Annotated in this window: 17 protein-coding genes; 8 read left to right on the top strand and 9 right to left on the bottom strand. The window is 68.3% G+C overall.

Going from position 1 to position 16,691, the window contains the following annotated elements:
* Nucleotides 1-13 precede the first annotated feature (13 nt).
* Complete coding sequence (locus tag GGQ59_RS09385; protein WP_183817861.1) at nucleotides 14-286, top strand: BolA family protein; 273 nt, start codon at nucleotides 14-16, stop codon at nucleotides 284-286.
* Here GGQ59_RS09385 and GGQ59_RS15450 read toward each other — a convergent pair.
* Genes GGQ59_RS15450 through GGQ59_RS09365 form a run of 4 tightly spaced genes read right to left on the bottom strand, consistent with a single transcriptional unit; the run spans nucleotide 283 to nucleotide 4,509 of the window.
* The gene (locus GGQ59_RS15450) at nucleotides 283-1,587 is read right to left on the bottom strand and encodes a TCR/Tet family MFS transporter (protein ID WP_221400971.1); all 1,305 of its coding nucleotides are present in this window, start codon (nucleotides 1,585-1,587) and stop codon (nucleotides 283-285) included. The genes GGQ59_RS09385 and GGQ59_RS15450 overlap by 4 nt on opposite strands.
* Nucleotides 1,584-2,846, bottom strand: a complete 1,263-nt coding sequence (locus GGQ59_RS09375; RefSeq protein ID WP_183817859.1) for an HlyC/CorC family transporter — start codon at nucleotides 2,844-2,846, stop codon at nucleotides 1,584-1,586. The genes GGQ59_RS15450 and GGQ59_RS09375 overlap by 4 nt, the downstream gene beginning before the upstream one ends.
* On the bottom strand, nucleotides 2,843-3,940 hold the full coding sequence (gene aroB, locus GGQ59_RS09370) for a 3-dehydroquinate synthase (protein ID WP_183817857.1): 1,098 nt from the start codon (nucleotides 3,938-3,940) through the stop codon (nucleotides 2,843-2,845). The genes GGQ59_RS09375 and aroB overlap by 4 nt, the downstream gene beginning before the upstream one ends.
* Entirely contained in the window at nucleotides 3,940-4,509 is a 570-nt protein-coding gene (locus tag GGQ59_RS09365) for a shikimate kinase (protein WP_183817855.1), read from the bottom strand. The genes aroB and GGQ59_RS09365 overlap by 1 nt, the downstream gene beginning before the upstream one ends.
* 134 nt (nucleotides 4,510-4,643) lie before the next feature.
* Here GGQ59_RS09365 and GGQ59_RS09360 point away from each other — a divergent pair, with 134 nt between their 5' ends.
* The 5 genes from GGQ59_RS09360 (at nucleotide 4,644) to rpoN (ending at nucleotide 8,875) form a co-directional block, all read left to right on the top strand.
* Nucleotides 4,644-5,270, top strand: a complete 627-nt coding sequence (locus GGQ59_RS09360; RefSeq protein WP_183817853.1) for a ribonuclease D — start codon at nucleotides 4,644-4,646, stop codon at nucleotides 5,268-5,270.
* A 110-nt stretch (nucleotides 5,271-5,380) separates the two neighbouring features.
* Entirely contained in the window at nucleotides 5,381-6,088 is a 708-nt protein-coding gene (lptC, locus tag GGQ59_RS09355) for an LPS export ABC transporter periplasmic protein LptC (RefSeq protein ID WP_183817851.1), read from the top strand.
* A gap of 11 nt (nucleotides 6,089-6,099) precedes the next feature.
* Nucleotides 6,100-6,594: an LptA/OstA family protein gene (locus GGQ59_RS09350; RefSeq protein ID WP_183817849.1), complete on the top strand. Its 495-nt coding sequence runs from the start codon at nucleotides 6,100-6,102 to the stop codon at nucleotides 6,592-6,594.
* The gene (gene lptB, locus GGQ59_RS09345) at nucleotides 6,594-7,364 is read left to right on the top strand and encodes an LPS export ABC transporter ATP-binding protein (RefSeq protein ID WP_183817847.1); all 771 of its coding nucleotides are present in this window, start codon (nucleotides 6,594-6,596) and stop codon (nucleotides 7,362-7,364) included. Before GGQ59_RS09350 ends, lptB begins: the two co-directional genes overlap by 1 nt.
* A 53-nt stretch (nucleotides 7,365-7,417) precedes the next feature.
* On the top strand, nucleotides 7,418-8,875 hold the full coding sequence (gene rpoN, locus GGQ59_RS09340) for an RNA polymerase factor sigma-54 (RefSeq protein ID WP_183817845.1): 1,458 nt from the start codon (nucleotides 7,418-7,420) through the stop codon (nucleotides 8,873-8,875).
* A gap of 4 nt (nucleotides 8,876-8,879) precedes the next feature.
* On the opposite strand, the gene GGQ59_RS09335 is transcribed toward rpoN, so the two are convergent.
* From GGQ59_RS09335 to GGQ59_RS09320, 4 genes are all read right to left on the bottom strand, one after another.
* Entirely contained in the window at nucleotides 8,880-9,530 is a 651-nt protein-coding gene (locus GGQ59_RS09335) for a DUF2959 domain-containing protein (protein ID WP_183817843.1), read from the bottom strand.
* 57 nt (nucleotides 9,531-9,587) lie between these two features.
* Nucleotides 9,588-11,228 carry an alpha-glucosidase gene (locus tag GGQ59_RS09330; protein WP_183817841.1) on the bottom strand — a complete coding sequence of 547 codons (1,641 nt, stop codon included), beginning with the start codon at nucleotides 11,226-11,228 and terminating at the stop codon, nucleotides 9,588-9,590.
* 109 nt (nucleotides 11,229-11,337) lie between these two features.
* Nucleotides 11,338-12,438, bottom strand: a complete 1,101-nt coding sequence (locus GGQ59_RS09325; RefSeq protein WP_183817839.1) for an NADH:flavin oxidoreductase/NADH oxidase — start codon at nucleotides 12,436-12,438, stop codon at nucleotides 11,338-11,340.
* Between the two features lie 105 nt (nucleotides 12,439-12,543).
* Entirely contained in the window at nucleotides 12,544-13,011 is a 468-nt protein-coding gene (locus GGQ59_RS09320) for a GatB/YqeY domain-containing protein (RefSeq protein ID WP_183817837.1), read from the bottom strand.
* Between the two features lie 106 nt (nucleotides 13,012-13,117).
* Between GGQ59_RS09320 and carA the strand changes: the two genes are divergently transcribed.
* Complete coding sequence (carA, locus tag GGQ59_RS09315) at nucleotides 13,118-14,302, top strand: glutamine-hydrolyzing carbamoyl-phosphate synthase small subunit (RefSeq protein ID WP_183817835.1); 1,185 nt, start codon at nucleotides 13,118-13,120, stop codon at nucleotides 14,300-14,302.
* Between the two features lie 85 nt (nucleotides 14,303-14,387).
* The gene (locus tag GGQ59_RS09310; protein ID WP_183817833.1) at nucleotides 14,388-15,920 is read left to right on the top strand and encodes an FAD-dependent oxidoreductase; all 1,533 of its coding nucleotides are present in this window, start codon (nucleotides 14,388-14,390) and stop codon (nucleotides 15,918-15,920) included.
* Between the two features lie 18 nt (nucleotides 15,921-15,938).
* On the opposite strand, the gene GGQ59_RS09305 is transcribed toward GGQ59_RS09310, so the two are convergent.
* Entirely contained in the window at nucleotides 15,939-16,505 is a 567-nt protein-coding gene (locus tag GGQ59_RS09305) for a type 1 glutamine amidotransferase domain-containing protein (RefSeq protein WP_183817830.1), read from the bottom strand.
* Nucleotides 16,506-16,691: the final 186 nt, after the last annotated feature.

The raw sequence follows: 16,691 nt of genomic DNA, 5'->3' as shown, positions 1-16,691 counted from the left end.
TCGGAGGAACCCGATGTCCGTCGCCGCCACGATCGAGACGAAACTCGACGCCGCCTTCCGCCCGCTCGAGCTCCAGATCGTGGACCAGAGCCACCTTCATGCCGGTCATGCCGCCGCACCCGAAGGGGGCGAGAGCCATTTTCGCGTCCGCGTGGTCTCCGAACTCTTCGAGGGTGTGAGCCGCATCGAACGGCAGCGGAAGGTCAACGCCGCGCTGAGGGATGAACTGGCGGGCCCGGTCCACGCCCTGTCGATCGAGGCGCTGGCCCCGTCCGAGGCGCGCTAGCTCGCGTGCTGGGCGGCGAGGCGGCGGCGCACGCCCTCTCGTTGCATCGTCCGCCGGAAGGGAATGAGCGCCGCTGCGAGCACGACCGCGGCGACGACGAAGGGGGCGCCGGGGAAGTAAGGATCGGCGCCGTCATGCGTGAAGCGGGCGAAGACCTGCGTCATGACGAGCGGACTGACCACGGTCGTCACGGACATGACCGACGCGATCGCGCCCTGAAGCTCGCCCTGCTCGCTCTCCGGCGTCGCCGCGGACATCAGGCCCTGCATGGCGGGCATCAAGAAGCCGCCGAAGGCGCCGACGACGATCCACAGGTAGACGAACCCGCCCTGGGGCGTCGCGAAGGCGTAGCCGAGGAAGCTCGCGGTCATCGTGAAGAGGCCGAGATAGACGGCCCGCCGCTGACCGATCTTCGGGATGACGACGCACGTGAGGCCGCCTTGGACCAGTGCCGCCGTTACGCCGACGAAGGCCAGCGAGGTGCCGATCGCGCCGGGCCCCCAGCCGAACTTCTCCGCGCCGAAGAACGCCCAGACGGCGGGCAGGGCGCCATGCGCGAGCTGCATCAGGAAGTAGGCGCAGAGGACGCCGATCACGACCGGGTGTCGCCCGACGCTGATCAGGCCGCCGAGCGGCCATGCGCGCCGCCACTCGAACCGCCGCCGCCGCGACTTCGCCAAGCTCTCGGGCAGGACGAAGACGCCGAAGAGGAAGTTCAAGAAGCAGACGCAGGCGGCGGCGTAGAAGGGCCAACGCACGCCCGCCGCCTCGCCATGCAGCTCTGTCCCGAGCTCGGCGAGCCAGCCGCCGAGCGCCGGGCCGACGATGAAGCCGAGGCCGAAGGCGGCGCCCAGGAGTCCGAAATTGCCGGCCCGCTTCTCGGGCGGGGAGACGTCGGCGATGAAGGCGTTGGACGCCGCGAAGGTGGCCGCGGTGGCGCCCGAGAGCGCGCGGCCAAGAAAGAGCCAAGCGAAGGTCGGCGCGACCGCCATCAGGAGAAAGTCGGCCGCGTAGGCCGCGACGGATGTGAGGATGACCGGACGGCGCCCGAACCTGTCCGAAAGCGCGCCGAGGATCGGCGACATGATCAGCTGCATCAAGCCGTAGACGCCCAAGAGGTAGCCTTGAAGCGCAGCCGCCCCCGCCTCGTTCCGCCCGGTGAGCGACATGATCAGCTCGGGCATCACGGGGATGATGATCCCGAAGCCGATGATGCTCATCAGCACGGTGATGAAGATGAAGAGGATGGCCGCGCGCGGGGCTGCGGTCCCCTCGTACCCAGGAGTGGCGGTGTCGGTCACGCAGGCTCCACGACCGGCGCGATCCTCAGGCTCGTCACCTGGTTCCGGCGCTTCTTCAGCACCTCGAAGCGGAAGCCGAAGAAGGAAAAGACCTGGCCGATGTCGGGAATGGTGCGCGCCTCGTGGATGACGAGGCCGGCGATCGTCACCGCCTCTTCGTCGGGCAGACGCCAGTCGAGGGTGCGGTTCAAGTCGCGAATCGTCACATCCCCATCGACCACGACCGAGCCGTCCGGCTGCTTCCTCACGCCGACGACGGGGGCGTCGTACTCGTCCTCGATCTCGCCGACGATCTCCTCGAGGATGTCCTCGAGCGTGACCAGGCCCTGGATCGATCCGTACTCGTCGACGACGAGCGCGAAGTGCTGCTGGTTCGCCTTGAAGGCGTCGAGCTGCTCTTGCAGCGTCGTCGTCTCCGGCACGAAGTAGGGCGGCATCGCGATCGCGGTGACGTCGAGGCCGTCCACCTTGTTTCCATTGGCCCAGATCGCGCGGAGAAGGTCCTTGGCGTGGAGGACGCCGACGACGTTGTCGGGCTCCTCGGCGTAGAGCGGAATGCGGGTGTGGTTCGAGGCGAGGACCGCCTCCACGATCTCGAGCACCGGCTTGTCCGCATCGAGCATCTCGATGTTCTTCCGGTGACGCATGATCTCCTCGACGGAGATCTCGTCCAGCTCCAGCGCGCCGCGCAGAAGGTCGCGCGCGTGCTTGTCCATCGCGCCTTCTTCGTGGTGCAGCTCGACCGCGCCGATCAGCTCCTCGGTCGCGGAGAGCACTTGGGCCTGCGCGGAGACGTCGAGCCCGAAGAGGCGCAGGGTCGAGCGGACGATGAACTGAATGACTCCCGTGATCGGCGCGAGGAGCCGCACGAGGAACGCCATCGGCCGTGCGACCGCCATCGCGAAGGGGTCCGGTCGCGCGATCGCCGCGGTCTTCGGCGCGACCTCTGAGAAGACGAGGACGAGCACCGTCATCACGGCCGTCGCGATCGCGACGCCCGCGCCGCCCGGGAACATGGCCGCGAAGACGGAAGTCGTGAGCGCCGAAGCGAGGATGTTGACGAGGTTGTTGCCAAGTAGGATCGCGCCGATCAGGCGCTCCTTGTTCTCGGTCAGGCGGATGACCGCCCCGGCGCTCTTCACGCCCTTCTCCTCCATGCTGCGCATCCGCGCGCGCGAGGTCGCGGTCAGCGCCGTCTCGCTGCCCGAGAAGAAGGCCGACATGGCGAGGAGGAGGAGAACGAAGAGAAGGACGCTCATGCCTCGGCAAGCTCCTGAGCGAGGAAGGCCCGCACCGTGTCGCCCGCGACGCTCTTGGCGACGTAGGAGTCGCCGACCGCGCGCGGAAGGATGAGGGTCAACGCGCCCCCCTCGACCTTCTTGTCCTGATACATGGCGGTCAGGAGGCCATCGGCGGTGAGAGGTTCGGCGGGAAGCTCGCCTAGGGTGGTCGGCAGCCCGCCGCCCGCGATCAGCGCGACGGCGCGTTCCGCCTCGGCGCCGTCGCAGATCCCTTGCGCTTCGGCGTAGCGATAGGCCATCGCCATGCCGACGGCGACGCCTTCGCCGTGCAGCACGCGGCCGTCATAGCCGTAGGCTGCCTCGATCGCGTGACCGAAAGTGTGGCCAAGGTTCAGGAGGGCCCGGCGCCCGCCCTCGCGCTCGTCCTCGGCCACGATCCGCGCCTTGGCCCGGCAGGAGGTCTCGATCGCTTCGGCCAGAGCCGCAGGCGCCCGTCTTAGGACGTCGCCGCCATGCGCTTCGAGCCAGCTCGCGAAGGGTGCGTCGCCGAGAAGGGCGTACTTCACGACCTCCGCATAGCCCGCCCGCATCTCCCTGTCGGGCAGGGTGTCGAGAAGGGCGGTGTCGATCACGACGAGGCTGGGCTGGTGGAAGACGCCGACGAGGTTCTTGCCCTGCCGGCTGTTGATGCCGGTCTTGCCGCCGACCGAGCTGTCGACCTGCGAGAGGAGGGTGGTCGGCAGCTGGATGAGGTTGCACCCGCGCCGCAGTGTCCCGGCGCAGAAGCCCGCAAGGTCTCCTGTGACCCCGCCGCCGAGCGCGATGACCGTGCCGTCCCGCCCGACATCGGCGGCGAGAAGCGCTTCCGAAACCCGGGCATACTCGCTCCAGGACTTCGTTGCCTCGCCGCTCGGCACGGTGACGATGGGCAGGTCGCCGAGGACCGCGGTCACGACGTCGCGGTGCAGCGCCCAGACGGCCTCGTCGGCGACGATGGCGGCGCGGCCTCGCCCGATTGCCGCGCGCAGCCTGCCTTCCGACGCCGGCAGGGCGCCCGGTCCGATCAGGATGTCGTAGGCGCGCTCGCCTAGCTCGACCCGAACTTCACGCATCAGACCATGAGTCCTTCTTGTTGCCGCGTTCTTAGCGCTTTGAGCACCTTCTCGGTCGTCCTGGCGTGCGGGCCGTCGGCCGAGTCGATGGTGATGTCGGCCTGGGCGTAGACCGGTCCGCGCTCTTCGAGGAGTCGGCTCAGGATCTCGCGGGGGTCGCCTTGGCGCAGGAGCGGCCTCGTGTCGCGAAGCGCCGTGCGCTTGACCAGAAGGTCGAGGTCCGCGCGCAGCCAGATCGAGGTCGCGCTCGCCTTCACGAGGGCGCGGGTCTCCGCGTCCATGAACGCGCCGCCGCCGGTCGCGAGGACGTGCGGGGGGCCGGACAGAAGCCTCTCGATCACCTTGCGCTCGCCCTCGCGGAAGTAGGCCTCGCCGTAGATCTCGAAGATGTCGGCGATCCGCATGTTCGCTGCGGTCTCTATCTCGTGGTCGGCGTCGTGGAAGGACACCTTCAGCCGCTGCGCCAACCGGCGCCCGACCGTCGTCTTGCCCGCACCCATGAGCCCGACGAGCACGATGGGCCGGTCGAGGCGGAGGTCGGCGGTCTTGCTGCGGGCGGCGGACGGCATGAGCAGCGCTTAGCTGTTGCCGCCGGGCGCGACCAGACGGGGCCGTCCGCCGGCGCGGCCGGCGATCGTCATCGCGTCGTTGACGTATCGCTTAGGCTTCGCGAACAGGAGCGCCGCTTGCGAAGGACACGCCGATGACCATTCACCTGCACCAAGGCGATCTGCCCGACGGGCTCTCCTTCGCCGATGCGAGGGACGCTTCGGTCGCGGTCGATTCGGAGACCCTCGGGCTCAACCCGCACCGGGACCGGCTCTGCGTCGTGCAACTCTGCGCCGGGGACGGGGACGCGCACCTCGTTCAGCTGCCTAAGGGCCAGTACGCCGCGCCGAACCTGAAGGCGGTGCTGACCGATCCTTCCCTGACGAAGATATTCCACTTCGCCCGGTTCGACGTCGCCGCCTTCATGCGGTGGTTGGATGTTTCCACCACGCCGCTCTACTGCACCAAGATCGCCTCCAAGCTGGTGCGGACCTACACCGACAGGCACGGCCTGAAGGACGTCCTGCGCGAGACGGTCGGCGTTTCCCTCGACAAGCAGCAGCAGTCCTCGGATTGGGGCGCGGCCGAACTGACCCAGGCGCAGAAGGAATACGCGGCGTCCGACGTCCTCTACCTTCACGACGCGCGTCGGCGTCTCGACGAGATGCTGGCGAGGGAGGGGCGCACGGCGTACGCGCGCGCCTGCTTCGACTTCCTGCCGACGCGGGCGCGGCTCGACCTCGCCGGGTGGGCGGAGACGGACATCTTCGCGCACGCTTAAGCCGTCATTAAGCTCGCCGCTGTCCTTTTGTTCACCCTAGTGCGACGGTGCGGCGCCTTTCGCGGTCGCGGTACGGGTGCCATACCCAAGGTCGGTCAAGAGGGTTTTTCATGTCTGCGACGATCGCGACACAATCCGGCGCGAACGCCTACTTCGGCGGCGTCGCGGCTGCGCGTCGGCTGACGCCCAAAGCGGCGCAGCGGCACAGCCGCCTCGTGCGCAACCTTCGCCTGGTGGTCCCGGCGCTCGCCGCCGCGCTCGTCGTCACCTACGCGCTGAGCGCCACGCCGCCCGAGGTCGACCGCGAGTTCCTGCGGCAGTTCTCCGACATCGAAGCGTCCAGCACCGAGATGCGCCTCGACAAGCCTCGCTACGTGGGCGAGGACCTCGAAGGCAATCCGTTCGAAGTCTCCGCCCAGGCCGCGCGGCGTAACCCGAACACGCCCGACCTCATCCGCCTCGACAACCCCGAAGCGCTCCGCAACGCCGGAACGGGCGACCAGATCCACCTGCGCGCCGCGAACGGGGCGCTCGACACCCAGGGCAAGACCGTCGACCTCGACACCGACGTGACGCTGGTCCAGGGCATTGGCGGCCGCGCCTTCGAGTTGCAGACGGATAAGGCCCGGATCGACCTCGAAGGGCGGACCGTCACTTCCGGCGCCCCCGTAAAGGGCCGCTCTCAGTCCGGCGACGTTGAAGCGGACAGCCTCACCGTCTACGAGGACGAGGGGCGAGCGGTGCTGGAAGGCAATGTTCGCCTGCACTTCGACCCGTCCAAGACCAAAAAGGGCGGTGACGAGGGCCTGAGGAACTGAACGGGGCACGCGTGAACTCTAGAAGCTTCGCCGGCGGCATTCTCGGCCTCGCCCTCCTATGCGTCCCGGCGGCGGCGCAGCAGCCCTTCGCCGGCCTTTCCTCGGACGAGCCGATCTCGGTCGACGCGCAGCGATGCGACGCGCTGCAGCGCGAGGACAGGGTGATCTGCACCGGCGAGGTCATGATCGCGCAGGGCCCCGCGCTTCTGACGGCCGATCGGATGGAGATCACCTTCGCCCCCGGCACGCAGGACTTCACCCGCATCGAGGGAGAGGGCCGCGTTCGCTACGCAAGCGGCGAGGACGCGATCTCGGGCCGCGCCGGCGTCTTCGACGCCGCGACCAGCACCATCACGGTCACCGGGGACGTCGTCGTCGTGCAGGGCGAACAGGTGATCACGGGCGACAGGCTCGTCTACAACACCGAGACCGGCGCGCTTTCCTTCTCCGCCGCCGATGGCGGGCGCGTGCGCGGCCTGTTCCAAGCCACCAAGGAGCGCGGCTGATGGATGCGGGCTCACCGGACCCGAGGGCAGATGCGGCCTCGCCGCTGAGCCAGGGTCTCGTCGCGGAGAACCTCCAGAAGAGCTACCGCCGCCGTCAGGTGGTGAACCACGTCAGCTTCCACGTCCGTAGGGGCGAGGCGGTCGGCATCCTCGGGCCCAACGGGGCGGGCAAGACGACCTGCTTCTACATGGTGACGGGCCTCGTCCCGGCGGATGCCGGGTGCGTCATGATCGACGGGTTCAACGTGACGCGCCTGCCCATGTATCAGCGCGCGAAGCTCGGCGTCGGCTACCTGCCGCAGGAGGCCTCGATCTTCCGGGGCCTTACGGTCGAGCAGAACATCCTCGCCGTGGTCGAGCTCGTCCATAAGGACAAGGCCGCGCGCCGCGCCGTGGTGGACAGCCTGCTCGAGGAGTTCAAGATCACGCATGTGCGCAACTCGCCCGCGACCGCGCTGTCGGGCGGGGAGCGCCGACGGCTTGAGATCGCGCGGGCGGTGGCGACCGGACCCGACTACATGCTGCTGGACGAGCCCTTCGCCGGCATCGACCCGCTCGCGATCGCGGATATTCGCGACCTTGTGAGGCACCTCAAGACGCGTGGCCTCGGCGTTCTGATCACGGACCATAACGTGCGGGAAACGCTGGAGATTATCGACCGGGCCTACATCATCTCCAAGGGTGAGGTCCTGGCCGAGGGCACGCCGGCGGAGATCGTGGCCAACGAGGACGTCCGTAGAGTTTATCTGGGCGAAACCTTCCACCTGTAGGATTGGGGCGAAGCTGGGGCACATCCCCAGCGCGTGCAAACCACAGGGTTACGATGGCGCTCACCCCCAAGCTCGACCTGCGTCAGGGCCAGCAGCTCGTCATGACGCCGCAGCTGCAGCAGGCGATCAAGCTGTTGCAGCTGACCAACCTCGAGCTCGCCGAGTTCGTCGAGAGCCAGCTCGAAGAGAACCCCTTCCTCGAGCGTGACGAGCGCGCCAACGAGAAGGACCGCGGCGAGGAGTCGAGGAGCGAGGAGCGGCGCGACGCGGACGCCTCGGCCGACGTCTCCACGCTCGATACCGACTACTCGAACGTCGATAGCGACGCTGGACCCGGCGACGCGGCGGCCGGCGACTGGTCGAACGTGTCGGGCAGCCGTCAGCCCGTCTCCGAGGACTACGACGTCCTCGCGCAGACGGCCGAGGAGATCACGTTGCGGGAGCACCTGACGAAGCAGCTCCACCTCGCGACGCGGGACGAGGTGCAGCTGATGATCGGCGCGCACCTGATCGACCTCATCGACGACGGCGGCTACCTGCGCGCCGAGGTCGAGGAGGTCGCCGAGCGCCTGGGCGCCGAGCCGCTCTTCGTCCGCCGGGCACTCCGCCTCATCCAGGGTTTCGAGCCCTCGGGCATCGCCGCGCGGTCTCTCGCCGAGTGCCTCCGCCTGCAGCTGCGCGATCAGAACCTGATGACGCCGCAGATGGATCTGTTCCTAGAGAACATCCACTACCTCGGCACGCACGACCTTCCGAGCCTCCGCCGCGCCTGCAAGTTCTCGGAGGACGACCTTCGCGAGCACATCGCGGCGATCAGGAAGCTCAACCCCAAGCCCGGCCTCGCCTACGGCCGGGACACCGTTCAGGTCGTCATCCCCGACGTCTACGTCACCGAAGCGTCCGATGGCGGTTGGAAGGTGGAGCTCAATCAGGAGACGCTTCCCAAGGTCATCGCCAACGAACGCTACTTCGCCCGCATGTCGTCGAAGTCGGACGGGCAGGAGACCAGGAGCTTCCTCAACGAGCAGATGTCCAACGCCAACTGGCTCGTCAAATCGCTCGACCAACGCGCACGGACGATCCTCAAGGTCGCGCTTCAGATCGTGAAGCATCAGGACGTCTTCCTCGTCGAAGGCATCTCGAAGCTCCGTCCGCTGAACCTCAAGACGATCGCCGACGCGATCGACATGCACGAGTCCACGGTCAGCCGGGTGACGTCGAACAAGTTCATCCACACGCCGCGCGGCGTCTTCGAGATGAAGTACTTCTTCACCGCCTCGATCGCCGCGAAGCACGGCGAGCAGAGCTACTCGGCGGAAAGCGTGCGCCAACGCATCCGTGAGCTCATCGGCAAGGAAGACCCGCATCAGCCGCTCTCGGACGATCGCCTCGTCGAAGTGCTCGCGGCGGAGAACGTCGACATCGCCCGCCGGACCGTCGCGAAGTACCGCGAAGCGCTAGGCGTCCCGTCCTCGGTTCAGCGCAAGCGCATGGCGAAGCGAGCGATCTGAGCGTTCAGGCCTGCATCGCGTCGATGAAGCGGTTCGCCTCGGCGATCGCGGCGTCCATCTCGGCGATCAGCTCGTTGACGCGCTGCTCGATCACCGCACGCTCGTCCTCGAGCCCGGCGATGGCGCGGGCGTTGAGGCTGTGCTTCAGGTAGAGGACCTGGTCCTGATAGATCTCGAGCACCGGGTCCATCTTGTCCGCCGCGCGGTTCATCGCGCGGACGACCTGGGCGTACTGGGTCTGGGTCTCGCGTAGCTGCCGGGCCGAGGCGTTGCGCAGCTCGGCGGACTGATACTCGCCGAGCTCGTCCTCCCACTCATCGAACAGCGCCTCGCCGACGTCCTCGATGGCGTCGATGCGGCCGCGGACCTCCTCGGCCTCGCGCTGCATCCGGTCGTAGGATCGCGAGACCTTGTCGTACTGCTTCTCGAGCTCGCCGCCGTCGAAGGCGACCAGTTCGCGGAACTGGGTGAGCGCGTCCTTGAACTCCTCCTGAGCGTCGGTCTGCGCCTCCCGCCCGTCTTCGACCCGGTCGACCAGGATGTCCCGCTTCTCGAAGCCGAACTTCTCCATCGTGTCGTAGTAGACCGACGAGCAGCCGACGGTCGCGGGCAGCAGCACGAGCGCGGCCAGGGCGGCGCGGAGCGATCTTCTCATTCGGGCGTCCCCTCCGTTCTTCGAAGGTTAACGTAAGCGCTTCGCGCCGCTTCGCAATCAGGCGGCGGACCGGACCTCGGCGTAGTAGCCGCCGAGTCCCGGAATGACCGGCGGCAGTTCGGCGTCCTCCGGCCCCTCCGAAGAGAGGACGACCCTGGCGCCCTCGAACCCTTCGGGTGTCCAGGCCACCGGGTCCGCCGCGACGTTGAGCACGCAGAGGACCGCCTCGGCGCCGTCCCGGCGCAGCATGGCGAGGACGCCGCCTGGCGTATCGAGGAACTCAAGCTCGCCGAAGCGCAGCGGGGCCGAATCTCGCCGATAGGCGATCAAGCGGCGGAAGAAGTGAAGCGTGCTGCGCGGATCGCGCTCCTGCGCCGCGACGGCGAGGGGGACGTGGCGGGGGTCGACCGGAAGCCACGGCTCGGCGTCGGAGAAACCGGCCTGTCCCTCGCTAGGGAACCAGGGCATGGGCGTCCGCGCGCCGTCGCGGCCCCGGGTATGGGGCCAGTTGGCGATCGCTTCGGGGTCGCGCAGGCGCTCGAACGGCACGTCGGCCTGCGGCAGGCCGAGCTCTTCGCCCTGATAGAGGAAAGCGTTGCCGCGCATCGCCATCAGGAGCATGCCGGTGACCCGCGCGAAGGCCTGCGCGTCGAGGCCCTTCCCCCACCGCGTCACCACCCGCGGCGCGTCGTGATTCGAGAGCGCCCAGGACGGCCATCCCGCCTCTTCGCCCTGCGGCCACTCGGCATGGGCGGCGCGGGCGAGGGCGGGAGACAGGCGTTGCGCGTGGAGGAACACGAAGCTGTAGGCAGAGTGCAGCCGGTCCGGGCCTTGCGTGTACTCGGCCATCTCGACAGGCGCGAGCGGACCGTCGACCTCCGCGACCGTGAAGGCGCCGCCGTAGGATTCGGTCAGCGCCCGGATGCGCGACAGGAACTTCGGGATGTCCGGATGCGACTTGTTCCGAAGGTGGTCCTGGAAGTCGAAGGGCGTGTCCTGCTTGCGTCCGTCACGCGGCGCCGGCGGATTGTCGGTCAGATCCGGGTCGTGCATCGCGAAGTTGATCGCGTCGAGCCGGAAGCCGTCCACGCCTCGTTCCAGCCAGAACCGCGCGACGTCCAACAGTGCGTCCTGAACGGCCGGATTGTGCAGGTTGAGGTCCGGTTGCTCGGTCAGAAAGTTGTGCAGGTAGTACTGCCCGCGCCTGCTGTCCCAGGCCCAGGCCGAGCCGCCGAAGACCGAGAGCCAGTTGGTCGGCGGGGTGCCGTCCTCCTTCATGTCGGCCCAGACGTACCAGTCCGCTTTGTCGTTCGTGCGCGACGACCGGCTCTCCTGGAACCATGCGTGCTGGTCGGAGGTGTGGCTGAAGACCTGGTCGATGACGACCTTCAGCCCGAGCTCGTGCGCGCGCTCGACCAAACGGTCGAAGTCCTCGAGCGTGCCGAACATCGGATCGACGGCACGGTAGTCCGCAACGTCGTAGCCGTAATCCTTCATCGGCGAGGCGAAGAAAGGGGACAGCCAGACGGCATCCACGCCGAGGCCCGCGATGTAGTCGAGCTTGGCCGTGATGCCGGCAAGGTCGCCCGTCCCGCTACCCGTCGTGTCGAGGAAGCTGCGCGGGTAGACTTGATAGACGACGGCGCCACGCCACCAGGGGCGGGCGGGTTCAGTGTCGAGCTTCGGGGTCGCGGACATCGCTTACGCTCCGGCTGGACTGAGACTTCTCGAACGACGCGGCGCGGCGGAACTCCGAGAAGGAGCCGCCGCGCGAAGCCTTGGTAGCGCCAATTGCACTCGTTTGCATCTACTCCGTACGATAGCTCGAAAGCCAGTGGGCGTAAGGAGCGGGCAGGGTCGCCCAGGCGGGCTTCTCGACGCTTAACGTCTTTGCGGCCGCATAGGGCCAGCGGGGGTTCGCGAGCAGCGGCCGGCCGAGCATGACGAGGTCCAGCTCACCCTTGGCGACCGACGCGTCCGCCGCCTCGGCATCGCTGATGTACCAGCTCGTCGAGACCGGAAGGCCCGTCTCCTCCCGAACCCGCGCGGCGGTCGGCACCATGAAGTGCGGGCCCCAGGGAATGTTCGCTTCGGGCGTCGAGAAGCCGATGCTGACGTCGAGAAAGTCGAGGCCCGCCTCGCGGAAGCGGTGCGACAGCCCGATCGCTTCGGAGAGGGTCTCCTCGTCGCGACCGTCGAACTCGATGACGCCGAAGCGGGCCGTCAACGGCCGGTCGTCGGGCCAGACCCCTCGAACCGCCTCCAGCGTCTCCAAGAGGAACCGCGCTCGGTTCTCGGCGCCGCCGCCATAGGCGTCGGTCCGCTGGTTGGAGTGGGCCGAGAAGAAGCTCTGCCCGAGATAGCCATGCGCGAAGTGAAGGACGAGCCAGCGGAAGCCCGCGTCCCGGGCACGCACCGCCCCGGCGACGAAGTCCGCCTTCACCCGCTCGATGTCGTCGAGCGACATCTCTTCGGGCGCTCGCGAAAGGCCCCCGCCGAAGGCGACCGGGGAGGGAGCGATCGGGGTCCAGCCGCGCGGATCGCCTTCGGGAATGTGGTCGTCGCCTTCCCAGGGGCGGTTCGCGCTCGCCTTTCGTCCGGCATGGGCGATCTGAATGCCCGGCACGGCGCCCGCGTCTTCGATCGCCGCGACGATCGGACGGAGCGCCTCCTCGTGAGCGTCGCTCCACATGCCGAGGTCGGCCGGTGTGATTCGGCCTTCGGGCGAGACGGCGGACGCCTCCACGACGACCAGGCCGGCGCCACCGCGCGCAAGGCCCGCATAGTGCGGCAGGTGCCAATCCGTCGGAAGCCCGTCCTCGGCCATGTACTGGCACATCGGCGAGGCGGCGATTCGGTTGCGAAGGGTGACACCCTTCAGAGTGAAGGAATCGAAGAGAGATGACATGTGGGACTTTCGGGCGCGAGTGCGCCGGTAAGATGGCTCGCCTCCCGAGCTAGGAAGCCTCGACGCCGGGGCAAGGCCCGGAGCGTCCGTCCCGCCCCCAGCCTCTCAGGCGAGCTGTGCCTTCACGGCCTTGTTGGCGCGGGCGAAGTCCATCTGGCCGGCATAGCGAGCCTTCAGCTCGCCCATCACCTTGCCCATGTCCTTGAGGCCGGTCGCGCCGAGTTCCGCCACCGCTTCCTTTACCGCGCCCTCGATCTCCGTCTCGCTGAGCTGCCGGGGCAGGTAGTCTGAGATGATCGTCACCTCGCGGCGCTCTTGCTCCGCGAGCTCGATCCGGCCCGCCTCCTCATAGGTGGCGGCTGCGTCCTCGCGCTGCTTCACCATCTTGGTGAGGACGGCGAGCACCTCGTCATCGGTCAGGCCGGTGCAGCGATCCTGGCTGCGTGCGGCGATGTCGCGATCCTTGATCGCAGCGGAGACGAGGCGGAGGGTCGATACGCGGAGCTTGTCGTCGCGCGCCTTCATCGCGACCTTGAGGTCGTCGCGGATGCGCTGAAGCAGGGGAGAAGTCATCGGGTCCTGGGGGGGTGCCTGGAAGGGAAGTAAGAGAATGCGGCTTTCGTGCCGCGTCGGCGCGCTTTATAGCGCGAGCCGTTTGCCTGTGAGAGATCGACGCCCCATGCGCCTGTGTCAAGATGATGCCCAAACCCCTGCGACCGCACGCCTCGTCCTTGCCGACGGGACGGTCATCCGAGGCGAAGGGATCGGCGCCACGGGCGCGAAGGTCGGTGAGCTTTGCTTCAACACGGCGATGACGGGCTATCAGGAGATCCTGACCGACCCGTCCTACGCGGCGCAGATCGTCACCTTCACCTTTCCCCATATCGGCAATACGGGCGTCAACGAGGAGGACATCGAGAACAGCTCCGAGGCGGCGGCCAGCGCCGCGCGCGGCGCCGTGTTCAGGGCGCCTGCGACGTCGCCTTCGAACTACCGCGCCCGCCTCGACCTCTCCGCCTGGATGCGTAGGCGCGGCATCGTCGGGGTCTGCGGCGTCGACACCCGGATGCTGACCGCGCGCATCCGCGAGGAGGGCATGATGACCGCCGTCGTCGCGCACAACGCGTCCGGCGTCTTCGACGAAGCGGCGCTGATCGAGCAGGCGCGAAGCTGGCCGGGCCTCGTCGGCCGCGACCTCGCCAAGACCGCGTCGAGCCCGCAGCGGTTCGCGCCGGATGGCGGTGACTGGCGCTGGGGCACGGGCTTCGGCGTAGGCGACCCTGACGGCCCCCACGCCGTGGTCATCGACTACGGCGTGAAGCGCAACATCCTTCGCCGCCTCGTCGGCGCAGGCTGCCGCGTGTCGGTCGTGCCCGCGGATGCGAGCTTCGAGGACATCATGGCGATCGCCCCCGACGGCGTCGTTCTCGCCAACGGCCCGGGCGATCCGGCCGCGACGGCGGACTACGCGGTGCCCGTCATCCGCAAGCTCATCGAGGCGAAGGTGCCGACCTTCGGCATCTGCCTCGGCCACCAGCTCCTCGCCCTCGCGGTCGGGGCGAAGACCGTGAAGATGCCGCAAGGCCACCACGGCGCGAACCACCCGGTGCGAGATCACGGCACGGGCAAGGTCGAGATCGTCTCGATGAACCACGGCTTCGCCGTCGAGGAGGCGAGCCTGCCCGAAGGCGTCGAGATCACGCACACCAGCCTCTTCGACGGCACGAACGCGGGGCTGCGTCTGACCTATGCGCCCGCCGTCTCCGTCCAGCACCACCCCGAGGCCAGCCCCGGTCCCCAGGACAGCTTCGGTGTCTTCGAGCGCTTCGTGGAGATGATGCGTAAGGAGAAGGCCGCGGCGTGACCTTGCCGGCGGGCGCGCCGCCGCAGGGCGTCGCGCTGGCCCTGCCGGGCTCCGCTCCTAGCTTCCTTCCGGAAGGAGAGCGCCCATGCCCACCGCAGACCTCGGACCACTCACTGCCTTTGCCGAGAACACCCCGACCAAGGCGTCCGGGGGCGGACGCGACTTCGTCGTCGTACGCCGGGGGGAGGGCGCGTTCGTGCTCGATCACGAGTGCCAACACCTCGGCGCCCCTCTTTCGAAGGGGCACGTCGACGGCGACACGATCGTCTGCCCGTGGCACCGCGCCACCTTCGCGCTAACGGACGGCGCCCTTCTGGAGCCCCCGGGCCTCAACTGTCAGCGGGCCTACGCGACGAGCCTGGAGGACGGCGCGCTGATCGTAGCCTGGGACGAAGAGGCCGAGCCGCACCCCGCGCCCGACATGACCTCGACCGACACCGACCCCCGCCACGCTGTCGTTCTCGGCGCGGGCGCTGCCGGCATCACCGCGGCGGAATCCTTGCGCGCCTTCGGCTTCGGCGGTGAGCTGACCGTGATCGATCGTGAGAAGGCGGCGCCCTACGACCGGACGAAGCTGTCCAAGGGACTGACCGAGGACGCAGAGAAGGTGAGGCTCAGGAGCGACGCCTGGCTGGAACGCCACCAGGTCGCGATGCGCCACGAGGAGGTCGAGAGCATCGATCCGCACACGCGCACCGTCACCTTCGCGGACGGCGAGACGCTGAGCGCGGACATTCTGATCGTCGCCCCGGGATCGGAGCCGAACCGCCTCGGCGTGCCGGGCGCGCAGAGCCCGCGCGTGATCACGCTGCGCTCCGCCGAAGACGCGCAAGTCCTGTCCTCGGCCATCGCCGGGACGAAGCGGGCCGCCATCATCGGAACGGGCTTCATCGGTCTCGAGGCCGCGACCGTCCTATCGGGGCAGGGGGTGAAGGTGACCGTCATCGGCCGCGACGAGGTGCCCTTCGCCCAAATCTTGGGCGAGAGGATCGGCGCGCGTTTGAAGCGGGAGCAGGAGGCGGAGGGGGTGACCTTCGTCCGCGGCGATGTCGAAGAGATCGAGACCGACGAGGACATGCCCCGCGCGGTGCTGCTTGAAGACGGCACGCGGATCACGGCGGACCTCGTGGTCATGGCGGTCGGGGTGCGCCCGAGAAGCGGCATCCTTTCGGGCGTCGAGCCGGAGAAGGATGGCGGCGTCACCGTCGGCGCCGACCTGTCGCTGCCCGGGTGCCAAGGTGTCTACCTCGCGGGCGACATCGCCAGGCTGCCGACGGCCTGGGGCTCGATCCGGGTCGAGCACTGGCGCTTCGCGCAGCAGCTCGGCCGGCTCGCCGCCAAGGCGGTGGTGACGGGGGACGCGCGATACGAAGGTGCGCCGTTCTTCTGGACGAAGCAGCAGGCGAGCGGGTCCTACGTCTATCTCGGTCATGCCGAGGCATGGGACGACATCGTCTACGAGGGTGACGCGGATGGCGGGAAGGACTTCGCCGCCTACTACGTCGAGGGCGGCCGGATCACGGCCGTGTTCGGTCACGGCATGGCGGACAAGCTGTCCGCGCTGGAGCGGCAGATGAGCCGCGAAGGGCCCTTGCCGCGAGAGGCGGCGCCCGCCTAGGCGCCGCCCCGATCGCGCCTACGCCGCCGCGTCGCGCGACTCTACGCCGTTCTCGACCGCGTCGATGATCGCCTTGCCGAAGGCGTCGAGGTCGCCCGGGTTGCGGCTCGTGATGAGGTTGCCGTCGACGACGACTTCCTGGTCGACCCAGGTCGCGCCCGCATTGCGCACGTCGGTCTTGATCGAGCTGTAGGAGGTCATCGTCCGGTCCTCGTCCGCGAGGCCCGCCTCGATCAGAAGCCAAGGCGCGTGACAGATCGCGGCGATCGGCTTGCCCTGGTCGTCGAAGCGATGGATCAGGTCCATAACGTTGCGCTCGGTGCGCAGCTTGTCCGGGTTGATCTGGCCGCCGGGCAGGACGAGCGCGTCGTAGTCGTCGGCGTTCGCGGCATCGACCGTCAGGTCGACCTTCACGCTTTGGTCCCAGTGGTCCTTGTCCCAACCCTTGATTTCGCCTTCCTCGAGCGAGGCGACGTGCACGGTGGCGCCGGCGTCCGACAGGTCCTTCTGTGGCTGGAGAAGCTCGGCCTGTTCGAATCCGTCCGTCGCGACGATGAGAATCTTCGCTTCCTTGATTGCGGGCATGAATGCCTCCGTTGTTCGTTCGTCGTTCCCTTGGGATGAGAACAGCGAAGACCCTAGGAGGGTTCACCCCGCAGTGAAGGCTCGCGCGCGAGCGCCGATGGCGATCGTCGGATCGCCGATTTGGGACGCTTTGTCGGCCTGCTTCGGGACAAGCGCGCGTTAAGCTTAACCCCCCTTTAAGAGCCG

The organism is Parvularcula dongshanensis (assembly GCF_014199615.1).
In the GTDB taxonomy this organism is placed as follows: Bacteria; Pseudomonadota; Alphaproteobacteria; order Caulobacterales; family Parvularculaceae; genus Parvularcula; species Parvularcula dongshanensis.
The sequence above is the reverse complement of the archived record's forward strand: the minus strand, read 5'-3'. Positions and strand labels throughout refer to the sequence as shown.